The organism is Klebsiella quasipneumoniae subsp. quasipneumoniae (genome assembly GCF_020525925.1).
Lineage (GTDB): Bacteria > Pseudomonadota > Gammaproteobacteria > Enterobacterales > Enterobacteriaceae > Klebsiella > Klebsiella quasipneumoniae.
In genome coordinates this window covers 953,425-977,110 of record NZ_CP084876.1, presented here as the reverse complement: position 1 = coordinate 977,110, position 23,686 = coordinate 953,425, and the positions used below count along the sequence as shown (strand labels likewise).

26 protein-coding genes and 1 riboswitch are annotated in these 23,686 nt (G+C 59.0%); of the genes, 22 read left to right on the top strand and 4 right to left on the bottom strand.

Annotated elements, in window-relative coordinates; translation table 11 throughout:
- Nucleotides 1-57 precede the first annotated feature (57 nt).
- Nucleotides 58-225, bottom strand: a riboswitch (cobalamin riboswitch).
- A 301-nt stretch (nt 226-526) separates the two neighbouring features.
- Both pocR and pduF read right to left on the bottom strand, forming a co-directional pair.
- Nucleotides 527-1,438 carry a transcriptional regulator PocR gene (pocR, locus tag LGM20_RS04890; RefSeq protein ID WP_023290877.1) on the bottom strand — a complete coding sequence of 304 codons (912 nt, stop codon included), beginning with the start codon at nt 1,436-1,438 and terminating at the stop codon, nt 527-529.
- Between the two features lie 188 nt (nt 1,439-1,626).
- Nucleotides 1,627-2,427: a propanediol diffusion facilitator PduF gene (gene pduF / locus LGM20_RS04885; protein ID WP_004105118.1), complete on the bottom strand. Its 801-nt coding sequence runs from the start codon at nt 2,425-2,427 to the stop codon at nt 1,627-1,629.
- A gap of 525 nt (nt 2,428-2,952) precedes the next feature.
- Here pduF and pduA point away from each other — a divergent pair.
- From pduA to LGM20_RS04780, 21 genes are all read left to right on the top strand, one after another.
- Nucleotides 2,953-3,237 carry a propanediol utilization microcompartment protein PduA gene (gene pduA, locus LGM20_RS04880; protein ID WP_001183618.1) on the top strand — a complete coding sequence of 95 codons (285 nt, stop codon included), beginning with the start codon at nt 2,953-2,955 and terminating at the stop codon, nt 3,235-3,237.
- Nucleotides 3,234-4,046, top strand: a complete 813-nt coding sequence (gene pduB, locus LGM20_RS04875) for a propanediol utilization microcompartment protein PduB (protein WP_004105122.1) — start codon at nt 3,234-3,236, stop codon at nt 4,044-4,046. The genes pduA and pduB overlap by 4 nt, the downstream gene beginning before the upstream one ends.
- A gap of 18 nt (nt 4,047-4,064) precedes the next feature.
- On the top strand, nt 4,065-5,729 hold the full coding sequence (gene pduC / locus LGM20_RS04870) for a propanediol dehydratase large subunit PduC (protein WP_004105132.1): 1,665 nt from the start codon (nt 4,065-4,067) through the stop codon (nt 5,727-5,729).
- A gap of 10 nt (nt 5,730-5,739) precedes the next feature.
- Nucleotides 5,740-6,414: a propanediol dehydratase medium subunit PduD gene (gene pduD, locus LGM20_RS04865; RefSeq protein ID WP_023290878.1), complete on the top strand. Its 675-nt coding sequence runs from the start codon at nt 5,740-5,742 to the stop codon at nt 6,412-6,414.
- A 14-nt stretch (nt 6,415-6,428) separates the two neighbouring features.
- Nucleotides 6,429-6,950 carry a propanediol dehydratase small subunit PduE gene (pduE, locus tag LGM20_RS04860; protein ID WP_044524600.1) on the top strand — a complete coding sequence of 174 codons (522 nt, stop codon included), beginning with the start codon at nt 6,429-6,431 and terminating at the stop codon, nt 6,948-6,950.
- Between the two features lie 9 nt (nt 6,951-6,959).
- The gene (pduG, locus tag LGM20_RS04855) at nt 6,960-8,792 is read left to right on the top strand and encodes a propanediol dehydratase reactivase alpha subunit PduG (protein WP_044524602.1); all 1,833 of its coding nucleotides are present in this window, start codon (nt 6,960-6,962) and stop codon (nt 8,790-8,792) included.
- A complete protein-coding gene (pduH, locus tag LGM20_RS04850) occupies nt 8,782-9,159 on the top strand; it encodes a propanediol dehydratase reactivase beta subunit PduH (RefSeq protein ID WP_032453958.1) in 378 nt (125 codons plus the stop codon). The genes pduG and pduH overlap by 11 nt, the downstream gene beginning before the upstream one ends.
- Complete coding sequence (gene pduJ, locus LGM20_RS04845; RefSeq protein ID WP_001057755.1) at nt 9,152-9,427, top strand: propanediol utilization microcompartment protein PduJ; 276 nt, start codon at nt 9,152-9,154, stop codon at nt 9,425-9,427. The genes pduH and pduJ overlap by 8 nt, the downstream gene beginning before the upstream one ends.
- Nucleotides 9,428-9,430: 3 nt before the next feature.
- Complete coding sequence (locus LGM20_RS04840; protein ID WP_087849666.1) at nt 9,431-9,913, top strand: BMC domain-containing protein; 483 nt, start codon at nt 9,431-9,433, stop codon at nt 9,911-9,913.
- The gene (locus tag LGM20_RS04835; RefSeq protein WP_044524606.1) at nt 9,913-10,545 is read left to right on the top strand and encodes a phosphate propanoyltransferase; all 633 of its coding nucleotides are present in this window, start codon (nt 9,913-9,915) and stop codon (nt 10,543-10,545) included. The genes LGM20_RS04840 and LGM20_RS04835 overlap by 1 nt, the downstream gene beginning before the upstream one ends.
- A complete protein-coding gene (gene pduM, locus LGM20_RS04830) occupies nt 10,542-11,033 on the top strand; it encodes a microcompartment protein PduM (RefSeq protein ID WP_044524607.1) in 492 nt (163 codons plus the stop codon). Before LGM20_RS04835 ends, pduM begins: the two co-directional genes overlap by 4 nt.
- Before the next feature lie 3 nt (nt 11,034-11,036).
- Nucleotides 11,037-11,312: a propanediol utilization microcompartment protein PduN gene (gene pduN / locus LGM20_RS04825; RefSeq protein ID WP_000549823.1), complete on the top strand. Its 276-nt coding sequence runs from the start codon at nt 11,037-11,039 to the stop codon at nt 11,310-11,312.
- A gap of 9 nt (nt 11,313-11,321) precedes the next feature.
- Nucleotides 11,322-12,332, top strand: coding sequence for a two-domain cob(I)yrinic acid a,c-diamide adenosyltransferase PduO (pduO, locus tag LGM20_RS04820; RefSeq protein WP_004115028.1), 1,011 nt, complete (start codon nt 11,322-11,324; stop codon nt 12,330-12,332).
- Nucleotides 12,329-13,720: a CoA-acylating propionaldehyde dehydrogenase PduP gene (gene pduP / locus LGM20_RS04815; RefSeq protein WP_044524610.1), complete on the top strand. Its 1,392-nt coding sequence runs from the start codon at nt 12,329-12,331 to the stop codon at nt 13,718-13,720. The genes pduO and pduP overlap by 4 nt, the downstream gene beginning before the upstream one ends.
- 11 nt (nt 13,721-13,731) lie before the next feature.
- Nucleotides 13,732-14,844: a 1-propanol dehydrogenase PduQ gene (gene pduQ / locus LGM20_RS04810; protein ID WP_044524611.1), complete on the top strand. Its 1,113-nt coding sequence runs from the start codon at nt 13,732-13,734 to the stop codon at nt 14,842-14,844.
- Nucleotides 14,841-16,196 (top strand): cobalamin reductase PduS, encoded by a 1,356-nt coding sequence (gene pduS / locus LGM20_RS04805; RefSeq protein WP_004105191.1) that lies wholly within the window; start codon nt 14,841-14,843, stop codon nt 16,194-16,196. The genes pduQ and pduS overlap by 4 nt, the downstream gene beginning before the upstream one ends.
- A gap of 2 nt (nt 16,197-16,198) precedes the next feature.
- Nucleotides 16,199-16,753 carry a propanediol utilization microcompartment protein PduT gene (pduT, locus tag LGM20_RS04800; protein ID WP_000075777.1) on the top strand — a complete coding sequence of 185 codons (555 nt, stop codon included), beginning with the start codon at nt 16,199-16,201 and terminating at the stop codon, nt 16,751-16,753.
- Nucleotides 16,753-17,103 (top strand): propanediol utilization microcompartment protein PduU, encoded by a 351-nt coding sequence (gene pduU / locus LGM20_RS04795; RefSeq protein ID WP_032453966.1) that lies wholly within the window; start codon nt 16,753-16,755, stop codon nt 17,101-17,103. Before pduT ends, pduU begins: the two co-directional genes overlap by 1 nt.
- Nucleotides 17,104-17,107: 4 nt before the next feature.
- Nucleotides 17,108-17,560, top strand: coding sequence for a propanediol utilization protein PduV (gene pduV / locus LGM20_RS04790; RefSeq protein WP_004105216.1), 453 nt, complete (start codon nt 17,108-17,110; stop codon nt 17,558-17,560).
- Nucleotides 17,545-18,759, top strand: a complete 1,215-nt coding sequence (locus LGM20_RS04785) for an acetate/propionate family kinase (protein WP_044524614.1) — start codon at nt 17,545-17,547, stop codon at nt 18,757-18,759. Before pduV ends, LGM20_RS04785 begins: the two co-directional genes overlap by 16 nt.
- Before the next feature lie 92 nt (nt 18,760-18,851).
- A complete protein-coding gene (locus LGM20_RS04780; protein ID WP_032426138.1) occupies nt 18,852-19,718 on the top strand; it encodes a GHMP family kinase ATP-binding protein in 867 nt (288 codons plus the stop codon).
- Nucleotides 19,719-19,721: 3 nt separating this feature from the next.
- Here the strand turns inward: LGM20_RS04780 and cobD are convergent, their stop codons facing one another.
- Both cobD and amiC read right to left on the bottom strand, forming a co-directional pair.
- Nucleotides 19,722-20,798: a threonine-phosphate decarboxylase CobD gene (cobD, locus tag LGM20_RS04775; protein ID WP_044524615.1), complete on the bottom strand. Its 1,077-nt coding sequence runs from the start codon at nt 20,796-20,798 to the stop codon at nt 19,722-19,724.
- Between the two features lie 17 nt (nt 20,799-20,815).
- Nucleotides 20,816-22,069 (bottom strand): N-acetylmuramoyl-L-alanine amidase AmiC, encoded by a 1,254-nt coding sequence (gene amiC / locus LGM20_RS04770; protein ID WP_023290890.1) that lies wholly within the window; start codon nt 22,067-22,069, stop codon nt 20,816-20,818.
- A gap of 226 nt (nt 22,070-22,295) precedes the next feature.
- Between amiC and argA the strand changes: the two genes are divergently transcribed.
- A complete protein-coding gene (argA, locus tag LGM20_RS04765) occupies nt 22,296-23,627 on the top strand; it encodes an amino-acid N-acetyltransferase (RefSeq protein ID WP_044524617.1) in 1,332 nt (443 codons plus the stop codon).
- The last annotated feature ends 59 nt before the right edge of the window (nt 23,628-23,686 follow it).

Below are 23,686 nucleotides of genomic sequence, written 5' to 3'. Positions count from 1 at the left end.
GTGCATTCCCAGTCTTTCGACTGTACGCATCTGAGCAACCCACTTCCCACCGAAGTTGTTGATTATTACCGACAGGCAGGTCTTCTGGCTTAGCGTCGTCCTTCCCCATCCTTCCCAATCCGGTAAACAGATCAGTGGCTAAATATGGGTTCGTCAGCATCACAGCAGCGGGGGCTGCGGGGGATTCACACCCCCTTCCCTGGCGCCTGTCGGTTTAGTCCGTCATGATTCGAGCGGGATGAAATCCACTTGAATGATTCCCGGAACATCTTACGGAAGCAGGATGGCTTCCGTCGTGTTTAATTTTTAAATACCAAAGCTATTTCATTACGCCGATGGCGCGCTGAAAGCCATTTCGGATATCACTCTATCCCATCAAATAAATAAAAACTGGTGCAGTTTATCGTTCTCTCATTATTATTTTGTTGCGCTATGACAATTTATTGCTGTGAATGAGATATTTTCATTTTAGAATGAGCAGGATAAGCGGGTATAACAAAAACCGGCGATAACAAATTATTGTCATTTAAACTGACTCAGTTTGTGATCTGGCGTTAATTTGCTGACGATAGGCCTGCGGAGTCACCTGATAGGCCTGGCGAAAAACTTTGCAAAAATAGCTGGTTTGCGAAAATCCTAAATTCCGCGCAATGCTGGCGATGCTCCAGTCGCTGTGGCATAGCAGCTCTTTGGCGCTCACCATCCGCTGATGGTTGACCCAGGCATTAAAGCCGATACCCTGATATTTTTTGAACAGCTTACTGAAGTAATAGGGGCTGAGATAAACGTGAGCGGCGACGTCTTCCAGGCGAAGCTCGTCGGATAAATGGGCGTCAATGTAGCGCAGCGCCTTCTTCATTTTGCTGTCATGAGGGCTGGCAACGCGGCTGGCGCGCGCAGGTTCCGGCTGCTGGGGATTATCTTTAATCACCACAAAGTTGAGCTGTTTTTTAAGGCAGTTTTCGACGATGAGCTTCAGTAAATCAGCAGAAGCAATCACTCTGGCGTAGTCCATTTCCGGCACGTCGCGAAACGCTTTAAGCAGCTCGGGGTCGGCCTGCCAGCGGTCATCCACGTTGAGGATATCGACCAGTTCAACATCGTTGCTTAAGCGCACCTGGCCACAAAGCACAAAGCCCACAAGGTGCCCGGCAATGACCAGAGGAATGGAGAAATCGGTTAACCCGGCGTGGCAGCGGTAGATACAGAGCTGATCGGTTTTAGACGCCTCAAGCCCGCCGCAGCGGTCGCTCATTCGACAGCGGGTGCTGTGCTGGGGATGCTGGCGCATCAGCTGGCAAAAAGGGGTGAAGTTAAACAGTTCAGATATTTCATCACCATGAATATTGACGACCACCACCGCCAGACTGGTGGCCTGCGCAAAATCCTGTGCGATTTTATTAATGAGTTCTGAGTTCAGTGTGCTCGCAGAAATCATGATAAAACCTCTCAGTTAATTTTTTGTTATAAATAAAACATTTCTTTAATATTTACTTCCTTTCATCATCCATTGCCGCCAACGATAAAAGAATAATACGATAGCAAAAGTCTCCCATCCGTGGGAGACGTTTTTGGCGAGTTCGTGATACCGGTTCATGAAAATTTTTGGCTATTTCAGCCGTGACCTTAATCCTCTAATTTACAGGTATTACACGGTAGATTATTACCAATCAGATAACGATAGATGGCCGCGCCGAGACAGGCGCCGATCAATGGCGCAATAATCGGCACAATAAAGTACGGAATATCCCTTCCGCCGGTCATCGCGATATCGCCCCAACCCGCCATCCACGTAAACAGCTTCGGCCCAAAATCACGCGCCGGATTCATCGCAAAGCCGGTTAGCGGCCCGGTTGAAGCGCCAATGACCGCCACCAGCAGGCCGATCAGCAGCGGAGCCAGCGGCCCTTTCGGTACGCCGTTGCCGTCGTCGGTCAGCGCCATAATCATCCCCATCAGCATGGAGGTGATCACCACTTCAACCAGCGCCGCATGCCAGATGCTCAGCGATGCCGCCGGGTAGGTGCTGAAAATACTCGCCAGCTGCAGGCTCTCTACGCTGCCGCGCGCGATATGGTGGGCGGATTCAAACTCGGTGAACATCGTGCTGTACAGCACATAGGCCAGCACCGCGCCGCCAAAGGCGCCGGCAACCTGTGAAACGATATAGGGAAAAACTTTTCGGCCGGGAAAGCAGGCAAACAGCCATAACGCGACGGTCACCGCCGGGTTGAGATGCCCGCCGGATATTCCCGACGTCAGATACACGGCAAGCGAGATCCCCAGACCCCAGATAATGCATATCTCCCACAGTCCGAGGCTGGCGCCCGCCACCTTTAACGCGCTCAGGCAGCCGATGCCGAAAAACAAAAACAGCCCGGTGCCCAGAAACTCGGCGGTACATTGCGCTTTTAACGAATCATTCATGGTGACACCTTCTTAGCAGAGTTCGTGTCCTGACCAGCCAACATCCTGCTGGCAGTAGAGTACAACGCGCACCACTATATGAACTCCCGTCCGCAAATTGTTGGCAACCTGCTGACGGCAGCCTCCGGAAAATTCGGGTATCAATAACAAATTATTGTCATTAAATAACGCAGAATTGCATTACTGACCCGCGGCTTTCGCCATTATGCCACCGCCATGGCATGCAAAAATATTGCTAAAACCAACTCATCGTTTTCCAACAAACATCACAAATCAGTTTCTCGCACATAGCAGATAAAATTAAAATCGTCATGAACAAATTTGTAAATATGGAATATACAAAACAAGATAATCACATCAGCGAAAATAAAAATAACAAATAACATCAAACACTTAAATAAATAAACGACAATTTTATCTTATCCAATACCCACTATTTTTTCACCATCACATTGAAGTCAGCCATTCTTTTTCCTCGCATCTTCTTATAGTCCCCACTATCGGAACACTCCATGCGAGGTCTTTATGCAACAAGAAGCACTAGGAATGGTAGAAACCAAAGGCTTAACCGCAGCCATAGAGGCCGCTGATGCAATGGTTAAGTCAGCCAATGTGATGTTAGTGGGCTATGAAAAGATTGGCTCCGGGCTGGTAACCGTCATCGTGCGCGGCGACGTTGGCGCAGTAAAAGCGGCCACCGATGCGGGCGCCGCCGCCGCACGTAACGTGGGTGAAGTGAAAGCCGTACACGTCATCCCACGCCCTCACACCGATGTAGAAAAAATCTTACCGAAGGGAATTAGCCAATGAGCAGCAATGAGCTGGTTGAACAGATCATGGCTCAGGTGATTGCCCGCGTGGCAACGCCGGAACAGCAGGCCATCCCTACTGAAAACCATCCAATACGAGAGACGGCTATGGCAGAAAAAAGCTGCAGTTTAACGGAATTTGTCGGGACCGCCATTGGCGACACCCTGGGTCTGGTTATCGCCAACGTCGATACCGCCCTGCTGGACGCGATGAAGCTTGAAAAGCGCTATCGCTCCATCGGCATTCTCGGCGCCCGCACCGGCGCTGGCCCGCACATTATGGCGGCGGACGAAGCGGTGAAAGCCACCAACACCGAAGTGGTCAGCATTGAGCTGCCGCGCGATACCAAAGGCGGCGCGGGCCACGGTTCGTTGATTATTTTAGGCGGCAACGACGTGTCCGACGTTAAGCGCGGGATTGAAGTGGCGCTGAAAGAGCTCGACCGCACCTTCGGCGATGTTTACGGCAATGAAGCCGGACATATCGAGCTGCAGTACACCGCCCGCGCCAGCTACGCCCTGGAAAAAGCCTTCGGCGCGCCGATTGGCCGCGCCTGCGGCATTATCGTCGGCGCACCGGCCTCCGTTGGCGTGCTGATGGCCGATACCGCCCTGAAGTCAGCCAACGTGGAAGTCGTGGCGTATAGCTCTCCGGCGCACGGCACCAGCTTCAGTAACGAAGCCATCCTGGTGATTTCCGGCGACTCCGGCGCGGTCCGCCAGGCAGTCACCTCCGCGCGCGAAATCGGTAAAACCGTCCTTGCGACCCTCGGTTCTGAACCGAAAAACGATCGCCCGTCCTACATCTGATACCCACGAGGCTGATTCATGAGATCGAAAAGATTTGAAGCACTGGCGAAACGCCCTGTGAATCAGGACGGCTTCGTTAAGGAGTGGATCGAAGAAGGCTTTATCGCGATGGAAAGCCCGAACGATCCGAAACCGTCGATAAAAATCGTTAACGGCGCGGTGACCGAGCTGGACGGGAAACCGGTGAGCGATTTTGACCTGATTGACCACTTTATCGCCCGCTACGGTATCAACCTGAATCGCGCCGAAGAAGTGATGGCGATGGATTCGGTCAAGCTGGCCAACATGCTGTGCGATCCGAACGTTAAACGCAGCGAAATCGTCCCGCTGACCACCGCGATGACGCCGGCAAAAATTGTCGAAGTGGTTTCGCATATGAACGTCGTTGAGATGATGATGGCGATGCAGAAAATGCGCGCCCGCCGCACCCCATCCCAGCAGGCGCACGTCACCAACGTCAAAGATAACCCGGTACAGATTGCCGCCGACGCCGCCGAAGGCGCATGGCGCGGATTTGACGAACAGGAAACCACCGTTGCGGTAGCGCGCTACGCGCCGTTCAACGCCATCGCGCTGCTGGTCGGCTCGCAGGTAGGCCGTCCGGGCGTACTGACTCAGTGCTCGCTGGAAGAAGCCACCGAGCTGAAGCTCGGCATGCTGGGCCACACCTGCTACGCCGAAACCATCTCTGTCTACGGTACCGAACCGGTCTTTACCGACGGCGACGACACGCCGTGGTCGAAGGGTTTCTTAGCCTCCTCCTACGCCTCTCGCGGTCTGAAAATGCGCTTCACCTCCGGCTCCGGCTCCGAAGTGCAGATGGGCTATGCCGAAGGCAAATCCATGCTTTACCTGGAAGCGCGCTGCATCTACATCACCAAAGCCGCGGGCGTACAGGGCCTGCAAAACGGTTCCGTTAGCTGCATCGGCGTGCCGTCTGCGGTGCCTTCCGGCATTCGCGCGGTGCTGGCGGAAAACCTGATCTGTTCGTCGCTGGATCTGGAGTGCGCCTCCAGTAACGACCAGACCTTCACCCACTCCGATATGCGTCGTACCGCGCGCCTGCTGATGCAGTTTCTGCCGGGGACCGACTTTATCTCTTCCGGTTATTCCGCGGTGCCGAACTACGACAACATGTTCGCCGGTTCCAACGAAGATGCCGAAGACTTTGACGACTACAACGTCATCCAGCGCGACCTGAAGGTGGACGGCGGTCTGCGTCCGGTTCGCGAAGAAGATGTTATTGCCATCCGTAATAAGGCTGCCCGCGCGCTGCAGGCCGTTTTTGCCGGAATGGGGCTGCCGCCGATTACCGATGAAGAAGTGGAAGCCGCGACCTACGCCCACGGTTCGAAAGATATGCCGGAGCGCAACATCGTCGAAGACATCAAGTTCGCCCAGGAAATCATCAATAAAAACCGCAACGGCCTGGAAGTAGTGAAAGCGCTGGCGCAGGGCGGGTTCACCGACGTGGCCCAGGACATGCTCAACATCCAGAAAGCCAAGCTGACCGGAGACTATCTGCATACCTCCGCAATTATCGTCGGCGATGGGCAGGTGCTGTCAGCCGTCAACGACGTTAACGACTATGCCGGTCCGGCAACGGGCTATCGCCTGCAGGGCGAACGCTGGGAAGAGATTAAAAACATCCCTGGCGCTCTTGATCCCAACGAGATTGATTAAGGGGTGAGAAATGGAAATTAATGAAAAATTGCTGCGCCAGATAATTGAAGACGTGCTCAGCGAGATGAAGGGCAGCGATAAACCCGTCTCGTTTACTGCGCCAGCGGCCTCCGCAGCGCCCCAGGCCACGCCGCCCGCCGGCGACGGCTTCCTGACGGAAGTGGGCGAAGCGCGTCAGGGAACCCAGCAGGACGAAGTGATTATCGCCGTCGGCCCGGCTTTCGGCCTGGCGCAGACCGTCAATATCGTCGGCATACCGCATAAGAGCATTTTGCGCGAAGTCATTGCCGGTATTGAAGAAGAAGGCATTAAGGCGCGCGTGATTCGCTGCTTTAAATCCTCCGACGTGGCCTTCGTCGCCGTTGAAGGCAATCGCCTGAGCGGTTCCGGCATCTCTATCGGCATCCAGTCAAAAGGCACCACGGTGATCCACCAGCAGGGGCTGCCGCCGCTCTCTAACCTGGAACTGTTCCCCCAGGCGCCACTGCTGACCCTGGAAACCTATCGCCAGATTGGTAAAAACGCCGCCCGCTATGCGAAACGCGAATCGCCGCAGCCGGTCCCGACGCTGAACGACCAGATGGCGCGGCCAAAATACCAGGCGAAATCGGCCATTTTGCACATTAAAGAGACCAAGTACGTGGTAACGGGCAAAAACCCGCAGGAACTGCGCGTGGCGCTTTGATAAAGGATAACTCCATGAATACCGACGCAATTGAATCGATGGTGCGCGACGTATTAAGCCGCATGAACAGCCTGCAGGGCGAGGCGCCGACGGCGGCTCCGGCGGTAGACGGCGCGTCCCGTAGCGCAAAGGTCAGCGACTACCCGCTGGCGAACAAACACCCGGAATGGGTGAAAACCGCCACCAATAAAACGCTGGACGACTTTACGCTGGAAAACGTGCTGAGCAACAACGTTACCGCCCAGGATATGCGTATTACCCCGGAAACGCTGCGCTTACAGGCTTCTATCGCCAGGGACGCGGGCCGCGACCGGCTGGCGATGAACTTCGAGCGCGCCGCCGAACTGACCGCGGTACCGGACGATCGCATTCTTGAAATCTACAACGCCCTTCGTCCGTATCGTTCCACCAAAGAAGAGCTGATGGCGATTGCCGACGATCTCGAAAGCCGCTATCAGGCGAAGATTTGCGCCGCTTTCGTTCGCGAGGCGGCCACGCTGTACGTCGAGCGTAAAAAACTCAAAGGCGACGATTAAGGATTTCGTATGCGATATATAGCTGGCATTGATATCGGCAACTCATCGACGGAAGTCGCCCTGGCGACTCTGAATGAGGCTGGCACGCTGACAATCACCCACAGCGCGCTGGCGGAAACCACCGGGATCAAAGGCACGTTGCGTAACGTGTTCGGTATTCAGGAGGCGCTCGCCCTCGTCGCCAGAGGCGCCGGGATCGCTGTCAGCGATATTTCGCTCATCCGCATTAATGAAGCTACGCCGGTGATTGGCGATGTGGCGATGGAAACCATTACCGAGACCATCATCACCGAATCGACCATGATCGGCCATAACCCGAAAACGCCCGGCGGCGCGGGGCTTGGCGTGGGCATCACCATTACGCCGCAGGAGCTGTTAACCCGCCCGGCGGACGCGCCCTATATCCTGGTGGTGTCGTCGGCGTTCGATTTTGCCGATATCGCCAGCGTGATTAACGCTTCCCTGCGCGCCGGATATCAGATTACCGGCGTCATTTTGCAACGTGACGATGGCGTACTGGTCAGCAACCGGCTGGAAAAACCGCTGCCGATTGTTGACGAAGTGCTGTACATCGAACGCATTCCGCTGGGAATGCTGGCGGCAATTGAGGTCGCCGTCCCGGGGAAGGTCATCGAAACGCTCTCTAACCCCTACGGCATCGCCACCGTATTCCACCTCAACGCCGAGGAGACGAAAAACATCGTCCCGATGGCTCGTGCGCTGATTGGCAACCGTTCCGCCGTGGTGGTCAAAACGCCATCCGGTGACGTCAAAGCGCGCGCGATACCCGCCGGTAACCTTGAGCTGCTGGCCCAGGGCCGGAGCGTACGCGTAGACGTTGCCGCTGGCGCCGAAGCCATCATGAAAGCGGTCGACGGCTGCGGCAAGCTCGATAACGTCACCGGCGAGTCGGGGACCAATATCGGCGGCATGCTGGAACACGTGCGCCAGACCATGGCCGAGCTGGCCAACAAGCCCAGCAGCGAAATATTCATTCAGGACCTGCTGGCCGTCGATACTTCGGTGCCGGTGAGCGTCACCGGCGGTCTTGCCGGGGAGTTCTCGCTTGAGCAGGCCGTGGGCATCGCCTCAATGGTGAAATCGGATCGTTTGCAGATGGCGATGATTGCCCGCGAAATCGAGCAGAAGCTCAATATCGACGTGCAGATCGGCGGCGCCGAGGCCGAAGCCGCCATTCTGGGCGCGCTGACCACGCCGGGTACCACCCGACCGCTGGCGATCCTCGACCTCGGCGCAGGCTCCACCGATGCCTCCATCATCAACCCCAAAGGCGAAATCATCGCCACTCACCTCGCCGGAGCAGGCGATATGGTGACGATGATTATTGCCCGCGAGCTGGGGCTGGAAGACCGCTATCTGGCGGAAGAGATCAAGAAGTACCCGCTGGCCAAGGTGGAAAGCCTGTTCCATTTACGCCACGAGGACGGCAGCGTGCAGTTCTTCTCCACGCCGCTGCCCCCCGCCGTATTCGCCCGCGTCTGCGTGGTGAAACCGGACGAACTGGTGCCGCTACCCGGCGACTTAGCGCTGGAAAAAGTACGCGCCATTCGCCGCAGCGCCAAAGAGCGGGTCTTTGTCACCAACGCCCTGCGCGCACTGCGTCAGGTCAGCCCCACCGGCAACATTCGCGATATTCCGTTCGTGGTGCTGGTCGGCGGTTCGTCGCTGGATTTCGAGGTCCCGCAGCTGGTCACCGATGCGCTGGCGCACTACCGCCTGGTTGCCGGGCGGGGAAATATTCGCGGCAGCGAGGGCCCCAGAAACGCGGTGGCCACCGGCCTGATTCTCTCCTGGCATAAGGAGTTCGCGCATGGACAGTAATCACAGCGCCCCGGCTATTGTGATCGCCGCCATCGACGGCTGCGACGGCCTGTGGCGCGACGTGCTGCTGGGTATCGAAGAGGAAGGCATTCCTTTCCTGCTCCAGCATCACCCGGCCGGGGATGTCGTGGACAGCGCCTGGCAGGCGGCGCGCAGCTCGCCGCTACTGGTGGGCATCGCCTGCGACCGCCATACGCTGGTCGTGCACTACAAGAATTTACCCGCATCGGCGCCGCTTTTTACGCTGATGCATCATCAGGACAGTCAGGCCCAACGTAACACCGGTAATAACGCGGCACGGCTGGTCAAAGGGATCCCGTTCCGGGATCTGAATAGCGAAGCAACAGGAGAACAGCAGTATGAATAACGCACTGGGACTGGTTGAAACAAAAGGGTTAGTAGGCGCCATTGAGGCCGCCGATGCGATGGTGAAATCGGCCAACGTGCAGCTGGTCGGCTACGAAAAAATTGGCTCGGGTCTGGTGACCGTCATGGTTCGCGGCGATGTCGGCGCGGTCAAAGCGGCGGTAGATGCGGGCAGCGCGGCGGCAAGCGTCGTAGGCGAAGTGAAATCCTGCCACGTGATCCCGCGTCCGCACAGCGACGTTGAGGCCATTTTACCGAAATCAGCCTGATTGATGGCGAATAAGGAGCACCGCGTGAAGCAATCACTGGGATTACTTGAAGTTTGTGGTCTGGCACTGGCTATTAGCTGCGCCGATATCATGGCGAAATCCGCTTCTATCACGCTGGTCGCCCTCGAAAAGACCAATGGTTCAGGCTGGACGGTCATTAAAATTACCGGTGATGTGGCCTCAGTACAGGCGGCCATCACCACCGGTGCACTGTTTGCCGAACAGCGAAACGGTCTGGTGGCTCATAAAGTCATCGCCAGACCCGGAGAAGGGATCCTGCCCGTAGAGGCTGCCCCACCCTCCGTCATGGAACCTGAGCCTGAAGAGTCAGAGACGGCTAATGTCGTTTCTGAAGCGCCAGCAGAAGAGCCCCTCCAGCAACAAGGCGTGGTCAGCTGCAACCTGTGCCTGGATCCAAAATGTCCGCGCCAGAAGGGCGAGCCGCGCACCCTTTGCATTCATCCCGGCAAGCGAGGTGAAGCGTAATGGATAAACAGCTTCTCGAATCAACGGTCAGTAAAGTCCTCGACGAGATGCGTCTGCGGCCCATTCCGCTGGGGGTTTCAAATCGTCATATCCACCTGTCGGCGTCGGATTATGAACGCCTGTTTCCTGGCCATCCCATCAGCGAGAAAAAAGCGCTGCTGCAGCCGGGACAGTACGCTGCGGAGCAAACCGTCACCCTGGTAGGGCCGAAGGGGCAGCTTAAAAATGTGCGCCTGCTCGGCCCACTGCGTTCGGTAAGCCAGGTGGAAATATCGCGTACCGATGCCCGAACCCTGGGGGTTGCGGCGCCGCTAAGAATGTCCGGCGATCTGAAAGGGACGCCGGGCATCCGTCTGGTCAGCCCCTATGGCGAACTGACGCTGTCGTCAGGAGTTATCGTCGCGCAGCGGCATATTCATATGTCGCCGCTCGATGCGCTGATCCTGCGGGTTTCCCACGGCGATAGGGTCTCCGTGGCCATTGAAGGCAACGAGCGCGGGCTGATTTTCAACAACGTGGCGATTCGCGTTTCACCGGATATGCGTCTCGAAATGCACATTGATACCGATGAAGCCAACGCCGCCGGCGCCGATAATCCGCAGGCCTTTGCCCGGCTGGTAGGCCCGCGATGAACGGCGAAGTTCTGCAGCGCATCGTGGAGGAAATCGTCTCCAGGCTGCAGCGTCGCGCCCATAGCACGGCGACGCTGAGCGTTGCGCAGCTGCGCAATGCCGACTGCCCCGGGCTGTTCAGCCAGCACGCCTCGCTGCACATCCTGCTTGTCGACCTGCCGCTGCTGGGCCAGCTGACGGAGGCGGAAACCGACGATCCTGCGGCCCGGAAAATTCACGACGCGCTGGCTTTCGGCATCCGCGTGCAGCTCACCCTGCACAGCCAGCTGCTGCCGGTTATCCCGGTCAAAAAACTGGCGCGCCTGCCGGCGATCTTCACCGACGAGCGCGGGCTGCCGCTGATCCTGCACGCAGGATCGGTGCTGAGCTATCGCGACGTCGCGCAGCTGGGTCAGGGTCGCCTGGTTATCCACCGCAAATGCATCGTGACCGCGCTGGCGCGCGAAGCGGTACAGGCGCGGCATATTCAATTAATTAAGCAGGAGTAAATCATGCATCTGGCACGAGTCACGGGCGCGGTTGTCTCCACGCAAAAATCGCCTTCCCTGATCGGCAAAAAGCTGCTGCTGGTGCGGCGGGTCAGCGCCGATGGCGAGCTTCCCGCCTCGCCGACCTCCGGTGATGAAGTCGCCGTGGATTCCGTCGGCGCGGGGATCGGCGAGCTGGTTCTGCTCAGCGGCGGCTCCAGCGCCAGGCACGTTTTTTCCGGGCCAAACGAGGCCATCGACCTCGCCGTTGTCGGCATTGTCGATACGCTTTCACGTTAAGGAGCGAATATGGCGATTTATACCCGAACGGGCGACGCTGGCACCACCTCACTCTTTACCGGCCAGCGGGTGAGTAAAACCCACCCGCGGGTTGAAGCCTACGGCACGCTGGATGAGCTGAACGCCGCGCTGAGCCTGTGCGCCTGCGCCGCCGCGGATGAAAATCACCGCGCCTTACTTGAGGCCATCCAGCAGCAGCTTTTTTGGTTTAGCGCAGAACTGGCCAGCGACAGCGAACGGCCGTCGCCGAAACAGCGCTACATCAGCAGCGAAGAGATTTCCGCTCTGGAAGCCGCCATCGATCGGGCCATGGCCCGCGTCGAGCCGCTGCACAGCTTTATTTTACCCGGCCGCTGCGAAGCCGCGAGCCGCCTGCATTTTGCCCGCACGCTGGCCCGCCGGGCCGAACGGCGACTGGTTGAGCTGGCGGCGGAAGTCAACGTGCGCCAGGTGCTGATGCGCTACATCAATCGCTTGTCAGACTGCCTGTACGCCCTGGCGCGCGCGGAAGATAGCGATGCGCACCAGAACAACATCATTCGTGAAGTGAGCCGGCGCTATCTGGCCGCCACTCTACCGAGCCGCAGCAAGGAGAAGACGCCCCTGGACCTTTCATTCCACGATCTGCACCAGCTCACCCGCGCCGCCGTTGAGCGCGCGCAGCAGCTTCAGGTGCCGGTGGTGATCAGCATCGTTGACGCACACGGCACCGAAACCGTGACCTGGCGGATGCCGGACGCCCTGCTGGTCAGCAGCGAACTGGCGCCGAAAAAAGCCTGGACCGCGGTGGCGATGAAAACGGCGACCCATGAGCTGAGCGAGGCCGTTCAGCCGGGCGCCGCGCTTTATGGCCTCGAAACGCATTTGCAGGGAAAAGTGGTGACCTTTGGCGGCGGTTACGCCCTGTGGCGCGACGGCTCATTAATTGGGGGTCTTGGCATCAGCGGCGGCAGCGTTGAACAGGACATGGATATCGCACAGACCGCCATCGCGGCCATTAACGTGGGAACTCATCAATGAATACTTCTGAACTCGAAACGCTTATTCGCACCATTCTTAGCGAACAGTTAACCCCAGCCCAAACGCCAAACCCGGCGCAGGGCAAAGGGATTTTTCAGTCCGTGAGCGAGGCCATTGATGCCGCGCATCAGGCGTTCTTACGTTATCAGCAGTGCCCGCTAAAAACCCGCAGCGCCATCATTAGCGCAATGCGTCAGGAGCTGACGCCGCATCTGGCCGCCCTGGCGGAAGAGAGCGCCAATGAAACGGGGATGGGCAACAAAGAAGATAAATTTTTGAAAAACAAAGCTGCGCTGGACAACACGCCGGGCGTGGAAGATCTCACCACCACGGCGCTGACCGGCGACGGCGGCATGGTGCTGTTTGAGTATTCGCCGTTTGGCGTTATCGGGTCGGTCGCGCCGAGCACCAACCCGACGGAGACCATCATCAACAACAGCATCAGCATGCTGGCGGCGGGCAACAGCGTCTATTTCAGCCCGCACCCGGGAGCAAAAAAGGTCTCTCTGAAGCTGATTAGCATGATTGAAGAGATTGTTTTCCGCTGCTGCGGCATCCGCAATCTGGTGGTCACCGTGGCGGAACCGACGTTTGAAGCCACCCAGCAGATGATGGCCCATCCGCGCATTGCGGTTCTGGCCATTACCGGCGGCCCGGGAATTGTGGCGATGGGCATGAAGAGCGGTAAGAAAGTCATTGGCGCTGGCGCGGGTAACCCGCCCTGCATCGTTGATGAAACGGCGGATCTGGTTAAAGCGGCGGAAGATATCATCAACGGCGCCTCGTTCGATTACAACCTGCCCTGCATTGCCGAGAAGAGCCTGATTGTGGTGGAGAGCGTCGCCGAACGTCTGGTGCAGCAAATGCAAACCTTCGGCGCGCTGCTGCTGAGCCCGGCCGACACCGACAGACTCCGGGCCGCCTGCCTGCCTGAAGGCCAGGCGAATAAAAAACTGGTCGGCAAAAGCCCATCAGCCATGCTCGAAGCGGCCGGGATCGCCGTTCCGGCGAAAGCGCCGCGTCTACTGATAGCGCTGGTTAACGCCGACGATCCGTGGGTTACCAGCGAGCAGCTGATGCCGATGCTGCCGATAGTGAAAGTTAGCGATTTCGATAGCGCGCTGGCCCTGGCGCTGAAGGTTGAAGAGGGACTGCATCATACCGCCATTATGCACTCGCAGAACGTGTCGCGCCTGAACCTCGCGGCCCGCACCCTGCAAACCTCGATATTCGTCAAGAACGGCCCCTCTTATGCCGGGATCGGCGTCGGCGGCGAAGGCTTTACCACCTTTACTATCGCCACGCCGACCGGTGAAGGGACAACCTCGGCGCGCACGTTTGCCCGCTCCCGTCGCTGCGTGCTGACCAACGGCTTTTCCATTCGCTAACCGAGGTCGCGATGAAGACTTTCTCACTACAAACGCGATTGTACAGCGGTCAGGGTAGCCTGGCGGTGCTCAAGCGCTTTACCAACAAGCACATCTGGATTATCTGCGATGGCTTTCTGGCGCGCTCGCCGCTGCTGGAAACCCTGCGTCAGGCGTTGCCCGCAGATAACCGCATTAGCGTCTTTAGCGAGATAACCCCGGATCCCACTATCCACACCGTGGTACAGGGCATTGCGCAAATGCAGGCCCTGCAGCCGCAAGTGGTCATCGGCTTCGGCGGCGGATCGGCAATGGATGCGGCGAAAGCTATCGTCTGGTTCAGTCAGCAGAGCGGCATCAGCATCGAAACCTGCGTGGCCATACCGACCACCAGCGGTACCGGTTCAGAAGTGACCAGCGCCTGCGTAATTAGCGATCCGGATAAAGGCATCAAGTACCCGCTGTTCAACAATGCGCTCTATCCCGATATGGCGATCCTTGACCCGGAGCTGGTGGTCAGCGTGCCGCCGCAGATTACGGCCAACACCGGCATGGACGTGCTGACCCACGCGCTGGAGGCGTGGGTCTCTCCGCACGCCAGCGACTTTACCGACGCGCTGGCGGAAAAAGCCGCCAAACTGGTGTTCCAGTATCTGCCCACGGCGGTGGAAAAAGGCGACTGCGTGGCGACGCGCGGGAAAATGCACAATGCCTCAACGCTTGCCGGGATGGCGTTCAGCCAGGCGGGGCTGGGGCTTAACCATGCTATCGCCCACCAGCTTGGCGGGCAGTTTCATCTCCCGCATGGACTGGCCAACGCGCTGCTGTTAACCGCGGTTATCCGCTTTAACGCCGGTCATCCGCGCGCCGGAAAACGCTACGCGCGGCTGGCCAAAGCCTGCGGCTTTTGTCCGGCAGACGCCAGCGATAGTACGGCGATCAATGCGCTGATCCAGCAAATCGAACGGCTCAAGCAGCGCTGTGCGCTGCCGTCACTGGCGGTCGCGCTGAAAGAGGGACGTGCCGCGTACTCAGCGCGCATTCCGGCCATGGTGCAGGCCGCACTGGCTGACGTGACCTTGCGCACGAATCCTCGCCCGGCCAGCGCCGGGGAAATTCAGGAACTGCTGGAGGAACTGCGATGAGTACCGCCGTCAACGCTGTTGAAATGGCCAGAAGCGCCGAGGAGATCCGCGAGCGCGTGCGCGCTGCGGGCGTAGTCGGCGCGGGTGGAGCAGGTTTTCCCGCCCACGTGAAGCTGCAGGCGCAGGTGGAGATCTTTCTGGTTAACGCCGCCGAGTGCGAACCGATGCTCAAGGTCGACCAGCAGCTAATGTGGCAGCAGGCTGCACGTCTGGTCCGCGGCGTGCAGTACGCGATGACGGCAACCGGCGCGCGCGAAGGGGTGATTGCCCTGAAAGAGAAGTACCGCCGGGCTATCGATGCCCTTACCCCGCTGCTGCCTGCCGGTATTCGCCTGCATATTCTGCCGGATGTCTATCCCGCAGGCGATGAGGTGCTGACTATCTGGTTGGCTACCGGTCGCCGGGTCGCGCCCGCCGCGCTGCCAGCCAGCGTTGGGGTCGTGGTGAATAACGTACAAACGGTGCTCAATATTGCCCGTGCGGTTGAGCAGCAGTTCCCGGTGACCCGCCGCACGCTAACCGTTAACGGCGCGGTCGCCCGACCGCTGACCGTCACCGTCCCCATCGGCATGTCGCTGCGCGAAGTGCTGGCGCTGGCGGGCGGCGCGACGGTCGACGACCCCGGTTTTATTAACGGTGGCCCGATGATGGGCGGCCTGATGACTGCTCTCGATAGCCCGGTAACCAAAACTACCGGCGGCCTGCTGGTGCTGCCCAAAAGCCATCCGCTTATCCAGCGGCGGATGCAGGACGAGCGCACGGTGCTTTCCGTGGCCCGTACCGTCTGCGAACAGTGTCGCCTGTGTACCGATCTCTGCCCACGGCATCTGATCGGCCACGAACTCTCCCCGCACCTGCTGGTGCGGGCGGTGAACTTTCATCAGGCCGCCACGCCCCAGCTGCTGCTGAGCGCGCTCACCTGTTCGGAATGCAACGTCTGCGAAAGCGTGGCCTGTCCGGTGGGGATCTCGCCGATGCGCATCAACCGCATGCTGAAACGCGAGCTGCGCGCGCAAAACCAGCGCTATGAAGGACCGCTCTATCCGGCCGACGAAATGGCGAAATATCGCCTCGTGCCGGTGAAGCGACTGATCGCCAAACTGGGGCTGAGCCCCTGGTATCAGGAGGCGCCGCTGGTGGAAGACGAACCGGCAGTAGAAACAGTGACTTTACAGTTGCGCCAGCATATCGGCGCCAGCGCGGTAGCGAACGTTGCAGTGGGTGAACGCGTTACCCGCGGGCAATGCGTTGCCGATATCCCGGCAGGCGCATTAGGCGCGCCGGTTCACGCCAGCATCGACGGCGTGGTTGCGGCCATCAGCGAACAGGCCATCACGGTTGTAAGAGGTTAACCATGTCTCAGGCTATAGGAATTTTAGAACTCACCAGCATTGCCAAAGGAATGGAACTCGGCGATGCGATGCTGAAAAGCGCCAACGTCAATCTGCTGGTCAGCAAGACTATCTGCCCGGGTAAGTTTCTGTTGATGCTCGGCGGGGATATCGGCGCTATCCAGCAGGCCATTGAAACCGGCACTTCGCAGGCCGGCGAAATGCTCGTCGACAGCCTGGTGCTGGCGAATATCCATCCCAGCGTACTCCCGGCCATCAGCGGCCTGAACAGCGTAGACAAACGCCAGGCAGTCGGCATCGTTGAAACCTGGAGCGTTGCGGCCTGCATCAGCGCCGCGGACCGGGCGGTGAAAGGCTCCAACGTCACCCTGGTACGGGTGCATATGGCCTTCGGCATCGGCGGTAAATGCTACATGGTGGTGGCGGGCGACGTTTCCGACGTCAACAACGCGGTTACGGTAGCCAGCGAAAGCGCGGGTGAAAAAGGGCTGCTGGTTTATCGTTCGGTGATCCCGCGACCGCATGAAGCCATGTGGCGACAGATGGTGGAGGGATAATGGAAAGACAGCCAACAACGGATCGCATGATTCAGGAATACGTTCCCGGGAAACAGGTAACCCTCGCGCACCTGATTGCCAATCCCGGGAAAGATCTCTTTAAGAAACTCGGCCTACAGGATGCGGTGTCCGCCATCGGCATCCTCACCATTACGCCCAGCGAAGCGTCGATTATCGCCTGCGATATCGCCACCAAATCCGGCGCGGTGGAGATCGGTTTTCTTGACCGCTTTACCGGCGCCGTGGTGCTGACCGGCGACGTTTCCGCCGTCGAGTACGCCCTCAGGCAGGTGACGCGCACCCTGGGCGAGATGATGCAGTTTACTACCTGCTCAATAACCCGGACGTAGCGCGATGAAACGTCTGATGTTGATCGGCCCCAGCCAGTGCGGCAAAACCTCGCTGACCCAGGGCCTGCGCGGCGAAGCGCTCCATTATAAGAAAACCCAGGCGATTGAATGGTCGCCGATGGCCATCGACACGCCGGGCGAATATCTGGAGAACCGCTGCCTTTATAGCGCTCTGTTGACCAGCGCCTGCGAGGCCGACGTTATCGCTCTGGTGCTGAACGCCGACGCCCAGTGGTCGCCGTTTTCTCCGGGTTTTACCGCTCCGATGAACCGCCCGACGATTGGTCTGGTCACTAAAGCCGACCTTGCCGATGCGCAGCGGATATCGCTAATCGGCGAGTGGCTCAGGCAGGCTGGCGCCCAGCAGATTTTTATCACCAGCGCGCTGAATAATCTGGGTCTTGATGCCGTGCTGGATTTTCTGAATTCGAAGGAACCTTTATGTCTTACAAAATAATGGCCATTAATGCCGGCAGTTCATCGTTAAAATTCCAGCTGCTGGAGATGCCTCAGGGCGATATGCTCTGCCAGGGATTGATCGAGCGTATCGGCATGGCAAACGCCCAGGTGACCCTCAAAACGCCGGCGCAAAAATGGCAGGAAACGGCGCCCGTAGCCGATCACCGTGAAGCCGTCACCCTGCTGCTGGAAAAGCTTCTCGACCATCGGATTATCCAGAGTTTGCAGGATATCGATGGCGTCGGCCACCGCGTGGCGCACGGCGGGGAGCGCTTTAAAGATTCGACGCCGGTGACCGATGACACCTTAGCGGAAATCGAGCGCCTGGCAGAGCTGGCCCCGCTGCATAACCCGGTAAATGCCTTAGGCATCAAAGTGTTCCGCCAGCTGCTGCCCGACGCGCCGTCGGTGGCGGTGTTTGATACCGCTTTTCACCAGACGCTGGATGAGCGCGCGTTTATCTATCCGCTGCCGTGGCGCTACTACAGCGAGCTGGGCATTCGCCGTTACGGCTTCCACGGCACCAGCCATAAGTACGTCAGCGCGACGCTGGCGGAAAAGCTGGGCGTACCATTGAGCGCTCTGCGCGTAGTGTGCTGTCATCTCGGCAACGGCAGCAGCGTTTGCGCAATCAAAGGCGGGCGTTCGGTTAACACTTCAATGGGCTTTACGCCGCAGTCTGGGGTGATGATGGGCACCCGCAGCGGCGATATCGATCCGTCGATTCTACCGTGGCTGGCGCTGCATGAGGGTAAAACGCCGGAGCAGCTGAATCAGCTGCTGAATAACGAGTCCGGCCTGTTGGGCGTTTCCGGCGTCTCGCACGATTATCGCGATGTCGAGCAGGCGGCGGACAGCGGTAATCGTCAGGCAGCCCTGGCGCTCTCGCTGTTTGCCGAGCGCATTCGCGCCACTATCGGCAGCTATATTATGCAGATGGGCGGCCTGGACGCGCTGATCTTTACCGGCGGCATCGGCGAAAACTCCGCCCGAGCCAGGAGCGCCATCTGCCATAACCTGAATTTCCTCGGGCTCTCGGTCGATGAAGAGAAAAACCAGCACAACGCCACCTTTATTCAGGCCGAAAATGCGATGGTCAAAGTGGCGGTGATCAATACCAATGAAGAGCTGATGATCGCCCGCGATGTGATGCGCCTGGCGCTGCCGCAGGCGCGCGAGCTGGCGGTACCAGCCTAAACGACGCCTCTCCCCTTTGCGGAGAATCATGGTAACCGGCGGGTCGCCGTGCCACTATGCGCCCTGGCGAAGGTAAGCGGAAAGGTGAAAACGTGGCCGTTGCACAATGTCCCGCCTCGTGCGGAGAACTTATCCAGGGCTGGATCCTCGGCAGCGAGAAGCTGATCTCCTGCCCGGTGGACTGGTACAGCACCGTCGAGGTCGAGACCGGCAAACCGCGCAACGATGAGCGGCCGCTGTCGCGGGCGATGGTCAACCAGCTGCTGGCCCACTGGGGCTACCCGGCGGCGCTGAGTCAGCAGATCCGCATCACCCTGCACTCGACGATCCCGGTAGCCAAAGGGATGGCCAGCAGCACCGCCGATATCGCCGCCACCGCGGTGGCCACCGCCCATCATCTGGGCCACGCGCTGGATGAGCCGACGCTGGCGCGTCTGTGCGTCGCGCTGGAGCCCACCGACAGCACCCTGTTCCACCAACTGACGCTGTTCGATCATAATACCGCCGCTACCCAAATCGCCTGCCCTGCGCCACCGGCGCTCGACCTGTTAGTGCTGGAGAGCCCGCTGACGCTGCGTACCACCGACTACCATCAGCTGCCGCGCGAGGCGGGTCTGCTGGCTAACGCCTCCCGGCTGCAGCTGGCGTGGGAGAAAGTGCAGCAGGCCTGCCAGCATGGCAGCCCGCAGCTGCTGGGCGAAGCGGCCACTATTAGCGCCATCGCCAGCCAGCAGCTGTTGCCCAAGCCGGGGTTTGACGCGCTGCTGGAGCTGGTGGAAAGCGCAGGATTGTATGGCCTCAACGTGGCGCACAGCGGCAGCGTCGTCGGCCTGCTGCTGGACCGCCGTCGTCATGACGTGGATTTTTTGCAATGGCGGCTGGCAGAGCGCGGCATCGCCGCCCACTGGCCGCAACAGCATCTGCTGGCGATGGTCCCGGGGGGCGTCACCCTGCAGTAGGGCTCAGGCCAGCGCCCGGCGCAGCGCCGCCAGCAGCTGGTCGTTTTCGCCGGCGCTGCGGATCGCCACCCGGAAATAGCGGCTATCCAGCCCCGGGTAGTTGGCGCAGCTGCGGATCAACACGTGCTGGCGCAGCAGGGCGTATTGCAGGTCAAGATCGGGTCTGTCACAGCGCAAGAACAGGTAGTTGGCGCGCCCGGGCCACACGGTCAGCCCAGCCATCTCCTGCAGCTGCGCGTAGAAACGCGCCCCCTCCTCCTGCAGCCACTGCCAGGTGGCCCGCTGATACGCCCGGTCCTGGAGGATGATCTCGCCGGCCAGCGCGGCATACGCATTGATGGACCACGGCATTTGTCGCTCGCGCAGTCGGGCTACCGCCTGCGCGTCAGCATTGAGCAGGTAGCCAAGACGCAGTCCCGGAATGGCATAAAACTTAGTGAGCGAGCGCAAAACCCAGACGTGCGGATACTGCGCCAGCAGGGGAATAAACCCCGGCTGGTCGGGGATAAAGTCAAGGAAGGCCTCATCGAGGATCAGGCTGATGTTCAGCGCCTGACAACGCCGGGCAATGGCTTCCAGCAGGCCCCGCTCTGGCAGCAGGCCGGTGGGGTTGTTCGGCGTGCAGAGAAACAGGCAGTCCAGCGCCGGGGTGAGGGCATCGAGGATCGCGTCGGTCAGCTGCCAGCCATCGCACTCCCGAAGGGCATACTCCACGACCGCGCAATCCACGGTTTGCAGCGCCCGCCGGTACTCCGCGAAGCCAGGAATGACGATCATTGCCCGCCTCGGCTTAAGGCCGTGGGCGAGGGTGAAGATCGATTCGGTTTCGCCATTGCCGGCGAGGATATGCCCCGCCGGCAGCTGATGGTGGGCCGCCAGCGCCTGGTGCAGCTGTTGATATTCGACGTCAGGATAGCGCTCGGCGCAGCCGAGGTTATCGACGATCGCCTGCCTGAGCGAGGCAGGCATTCCCAGCGGATTGATGTTGGCGCTAAAATCCAGCAGCTCGTTGGGGGCAATGCCCAGCAGGGCGGCGGCCTCGCGGATATTGCCGCCATGGGCGCTTTTCAGTAAGGCCATATCCTTTTCCTGTGTGGTTATCCACGCCGGGCCAGCGTCGCGCCGTCGGCGAAGTACGCTTTAATCCCGGCAAGGATCGACTCGGCCACCTCCTGCTGGAATTTGGCCGTTTTCAGCTTCCGCTCCTCTTCCACGTTACTGATAAACGCCGTCTCCACCAGAATGGAGGGGATATCGGGCGCCTTGAGCACCGCAAAGCCCGCCTGTTCTACCCGATTTTTGTGCAGATTATTGATGTTACCCATTTTCTCCAGCACCGCCTTACCAAATTTGAGGCTGTCGGCGATGGTGAGGGACTGCACCATATCGAACATGGTGTGGTCGACATAGCGATCGCCGCTCTTGCTGACCCCACCGATCAGATCCGAGGCGTTCTGCGTCTGGGCGAGATATTTTGCCGCGGTACTGGTGGCTCCCTTGGTGGAGAGCGCAAACACCGAGGAGCCGCTGGGCTGGCGGCTGGTAAAGGCGTCGGCGTGAATCGATACGAACAGGTCGGCGCGCTGCTTCTGCGCCTTGGCGACACGCACCTTCAACGGGATAAACACGTCTTCGTTGCGGGTCATATAGGCCTTCATATTGCCTTCTTTGTCGATCAGCGCCCGCAGGCGACGGGCAATCTGCAGCACCACGTCTTTCTCGCGGGTGCGATACTTGCCCACGGCGCCCGAATCTTCGCCGCCGTGGCCGGGATCGAGCATAATGACAATCGGCCGATCGCGCCCGGCTTTGCCCGGCTGCGGCCCGCTTTGCGCCGGCGGTACCTGACGCTGCAGATCGCCTTTGTTGTAATCCTCGAGCAGCGCCAGCAGCGGATCCTGCACATCGGTGGCGTTGGCGGGGTAAAGATCCATCACCAGACGCTCTTTAAAGCCGGCCACCGGCGCAAGGGCAAACAGCTGCGGCTTAACGTTCTGCTTGAGCTCGAAGACCATGCGCACGGTTTGCGGATCAAACTGGCCCACGCGGGCGGACTTAATAAAGGGATCGTCATCGCGGATCTGCCCCCCCATGCCTTTCAGCACCGAGTTCAGATTAACCCCTTCCAGATCCACCACCACCCGTTCCGGATTACTGAGGGCAAACTGCCGGTATTTCAGCACATGATTCGATTCCACCGTGACGCGCGTGTAGGTCGATGCAGGCCAGACGCGAACGGCAACCACCCGCGCGGCGGCGGCCAGCCCAACGGGGCTCACGCTCATTAACCACATGGCGCCCGCGCCCTGCAGCAGACGGCGACGGCTTAATCCAGAGTTGTTTCCCGACATGCCACTCCCAAGCAATAAAACGCATTTATACCCAAAACAAACAGATTGACCAGAAACTTTAACGAAAGGCATATAACCTGTCATCTATAAAAGGGTAAACATTCATTGACACCCTGCGCCGGGTCACATGTTTTTCAGGGCTTAGCCTCAAATTGGGGCTTGCGTTTAACGGCAAAACAGAATAAAAATACAATAATTACGAATAATCATGCATTGAGGGTTTGTCATGGTGAAGGAACGTCGCACTGAACTGGTAGAAGGATTCCGCCATTCTGTTCCCTATATTAATGCCCATCGGGGAAAAACGTTTGTCATCATGCTGGGCGGCGAAGCCATTGAGCATGAAAATTTCTCAAATATTGTCAATGACATAGGGTTATTGCATAGCCTGGGCATTCGCCTGGTGGTGGTCTATGGCGCCCGCCCGCAGATTGACGCTAACCTCGCCGAGCACCATCACGAGCCGGTCTATCATAAGCAGACGCGAGTGACTGACGCCAAAACGCTGGAGCTGGTTAAGCAGGCGGCGGGTATGCTGCAGCTGGAGATCACCGCCCGCCTGTCGATGAGCCTCAACAACACCCCGCTGCAGGGAGCCCATATCAACGTCGTCAGCGGCAACTTTATCATTGCCCAGCCGCTGGGCGTTGATGACGGCGTTGATTATTGCCACAGCGGCCGCATTCGCCGCATTGACGAAGAGGCGATTCATCGCCAGCTCGACAGCGGCGCCATTGTGCTGATGGGGCCGGTCGCGGTGTCGGTTACCGGCGAAAGCTTTAACCTGACTTCGGAAGAGATCGCCACCCAGTTGGCCATCAAGCTGAAAGCAGAGAAAATGATCGGCTTCTGTTCTTCGCAAGGGGTTTACAACCAGGCCGGGGAAATTGTCTCCGAACTGTTCCCCAATGAAGCGCAGGCCCGCGTCGAAGAGCTGGAAGCGGACGAAGATTATAACTCCGGTACCGTGCGCTTCCTGCGCGGGGCCGTGAAGGCCTGCCGCAGCGGCGTGCGGCGCTGCCATCTGATCAGCTATCAGGAAAATGGCGCGCTGCTGCAGGAGCTATTCTCACGCGACGGCATCGGCACCCAGATCGTCATGGAGAGCGCAGAGCAAATCCGTCGGGCGACCATCAACGATATCGGCGGTATTCTCGAGCTGATAAGCCCGCTGGAACAGCAGGGCATCCTGGTGCGCCGCTCCCGCGAGCAGCTGGAGATGGAGATCGACAAATTCACTATTATTCAGCGCGATAACACCACTATCGCCTGCGCCGCCCTTTATCCTTTCCCGGAAGAGAAGATCGGCGAAATGGCCTGCGTGGCGGTGCATCCGGATTACCGGAGCTCGTCGCGGGGAGAGGTGCTGCTGGAGCGTATTGCCGCCCAGGCCAGACAGATGGGGCTGAGCAAGCTGTTTGTGTTAACCACCCGCAGCATCCACTGGTTCCAGGAGCGCGGCTTCACGCCGGTGGATATCGATCTGCTGCCGGAGAGTAAAAAGCAGATGTATAACTATCAGCGCCGGTCGAAGGTGCTGATGGTCGACCTCGCTTAAGCCCTTCTTCGCTGTTGCTAACGGCCCGGGATAACACGGCGTTTATCGCTCCCCGGGCC

What these genes read in the sequence shown, in the direction of transcription:
- pduH (WP_032453958.1), top strand. Translation starts at nt 8,782, where the DNA reads ATGGACAGTAATCACAGCGCCCCGGCTATTGTGATCGCCGCCATCGAC.
- pduG (WP_044524602.1), top strand. Translation starts at nt 6,960, where the DNA reads ATGCGATATATAGCTGGCATTGATATCGGCAACTCATCGACGGAAGTC.
- cobD (WP_044524615.1), bottom strand. Translation starts at nt 20,798, where the DNA reads ATGGCCTTACTGAAAAGCGCCCATGGCGGCAATATCCGCGAGGCCGCC.
- pduD (WP_023290878.1), top strand. Translation starts at nt 5,740, where the DNA reads ATGGAAATTAATGAAAAATTGCTGCGCCAGATAATTGAAGACGTGCTC.
- pduQ (WP_044524611.1), top strand. Translation starts at nt 13,732, where the DNA reads ATGAAGACTTTCTCACTACAAACGCGATTGTACAGCGGTCAGGGTAGC.
- amiC (WP_023290890.1), bottom strand. Translation starts at nt 22,069, where the DNA reads ATGTCGGGAAACAACTCTGGATTAAGCCGTCGCCGTCTGCTGCAGGGC.
- pduB (WP_004105122.1), top strand. Translation starts at nt 3,234, where the DNA reads ATGAGCAGCAATGAGCTGGTTGAACAGATCATGGCTCAGGTGATTGCC.
- pduN (WP_000549823.1), top strand. Translation starts at nt 11,037, where the DNA reads ATGCATCTGGCACGAGTCACGGGCGCGGTTGTCTCCACGCAAAAATCG.
- LGM20_RS04835 (WP_044524606.1), top strand. Translation starts at nt 9,913, where the DNA reads ATGGATAAACAGCTTCTCGAATCAACGGTCAGTAAAGTCCTCGACGAG.
- pduO (WP_004115028.1), top strand. Translation starts at nt 11,322, where the DNA reads ATGGCGATTTATACCCGAACGGGCGACGCTGGCACCACCTCACTCTTT.
- pduE (WP_044524600.1), top strand. Translation starts at nt 6,429, where the DNA reads ATGAATACCGACGCAATTGAATCGATGGTGCGCGACGTATTAAGCCGC.
- pduT (WP_000075777.1), top strand. Translation starts at nt 16,199, where the DNA reads ATGTCTCAGGCTATAGGAATTTTAGAACTCACCAGCATTGCCAAAGGA.
- pduM (WP_044524607.1), top strand. Translation starts at nt 10,542, where the DNA reads ATGAACGGCGAAGTTCTGCAGCGCATCGTGGAGGAAATCGTCTCCAGG.
- pduP (WP_044524610.1), top strand. Translation starts at nt 12,329, where the DNA reads ATGAATACTTCTGAACTCGAAACGCTTATTCGCACCATTCTTAGCGAA.
- LGM20_RS04785 (WP_044524614.1), top strand. Translation starts at nt 17,545, where the DNA reads ATGTCTTACAAAATAATGGCCATTAATGCCGGCAGTTCATCGTTAAAA.
- argA (WP_044524617.1), top strand. Translation starts at nt 22,296, where the DNA reads ATGGTGAAGGAACGTCGCACTGAACTGGTAGAAGGATTCCGCCATTCT.
- pduS (WP_004105191.1), top strand. Translation starts at nt 14,841, where the DNA reads ATGAGTACCGCCGTCAACGCTGTTGAAATGGCCAGAAGCGCCGAGGAG.
- pduV (WP_004105216.1), top strand. Translation starts at nt 17,108, where the DNA reads ATGAAACGTCTGATGTTGATCGGCCCCAGCCAGTGCGGCAAAACCTCG.
- pocR (WP_023290877.1), bottom strand. Translation starts at nt 1,438, where the DNA reads ATGATTTCTGCGAGCACACTGAACTCAGAACTCATTAATAAAATCGCA.
- LGM20_RS04840 (WP_087849666.1), top strand. Translation starts at nt 9,431, where the DNA reads ATGGCGAATAAGGAGCACCGCGTGAAGCAATCACTGGGATTACTTGAA.
- pduA (WP_001183618.1), top strand. Translation starts at nt 2,953, where the DNA reads ATGCAACAAGAAGCACTAGGAATGGTAGAAACCAAAGGCTTAACCGCA.
- pduF (WP_004105118.1), bottom strand. Translation starts at nt 2,427, where the DNA reads ATGAATGATTCGTTAAAAGCGCAATGTACCGCCGAGTTTCTGGGCACC.
- pduU (WP_032453966.1), top strand. Translation starts at nt 16,753, where the DNA reads ATGGAAAGACAGCCAACAACGGATCGCATGATTCAGGAATACGTTCCC.
- pduC (WP_004105132.1), top strand. Translation starts at nt 4,065, where the DNA reads ATGAGATCGAAAAGATTTGAAGCACTGGCGAAACGCCCTGTGAATCAG.
- pduJ (WP_001057755.1), top strand. Translation starts at nt 9,152, where the DNA reads ATGAATAACGCACTGGGACTGGTTGAAACAAAAGGGTTAGTAGGCGCC.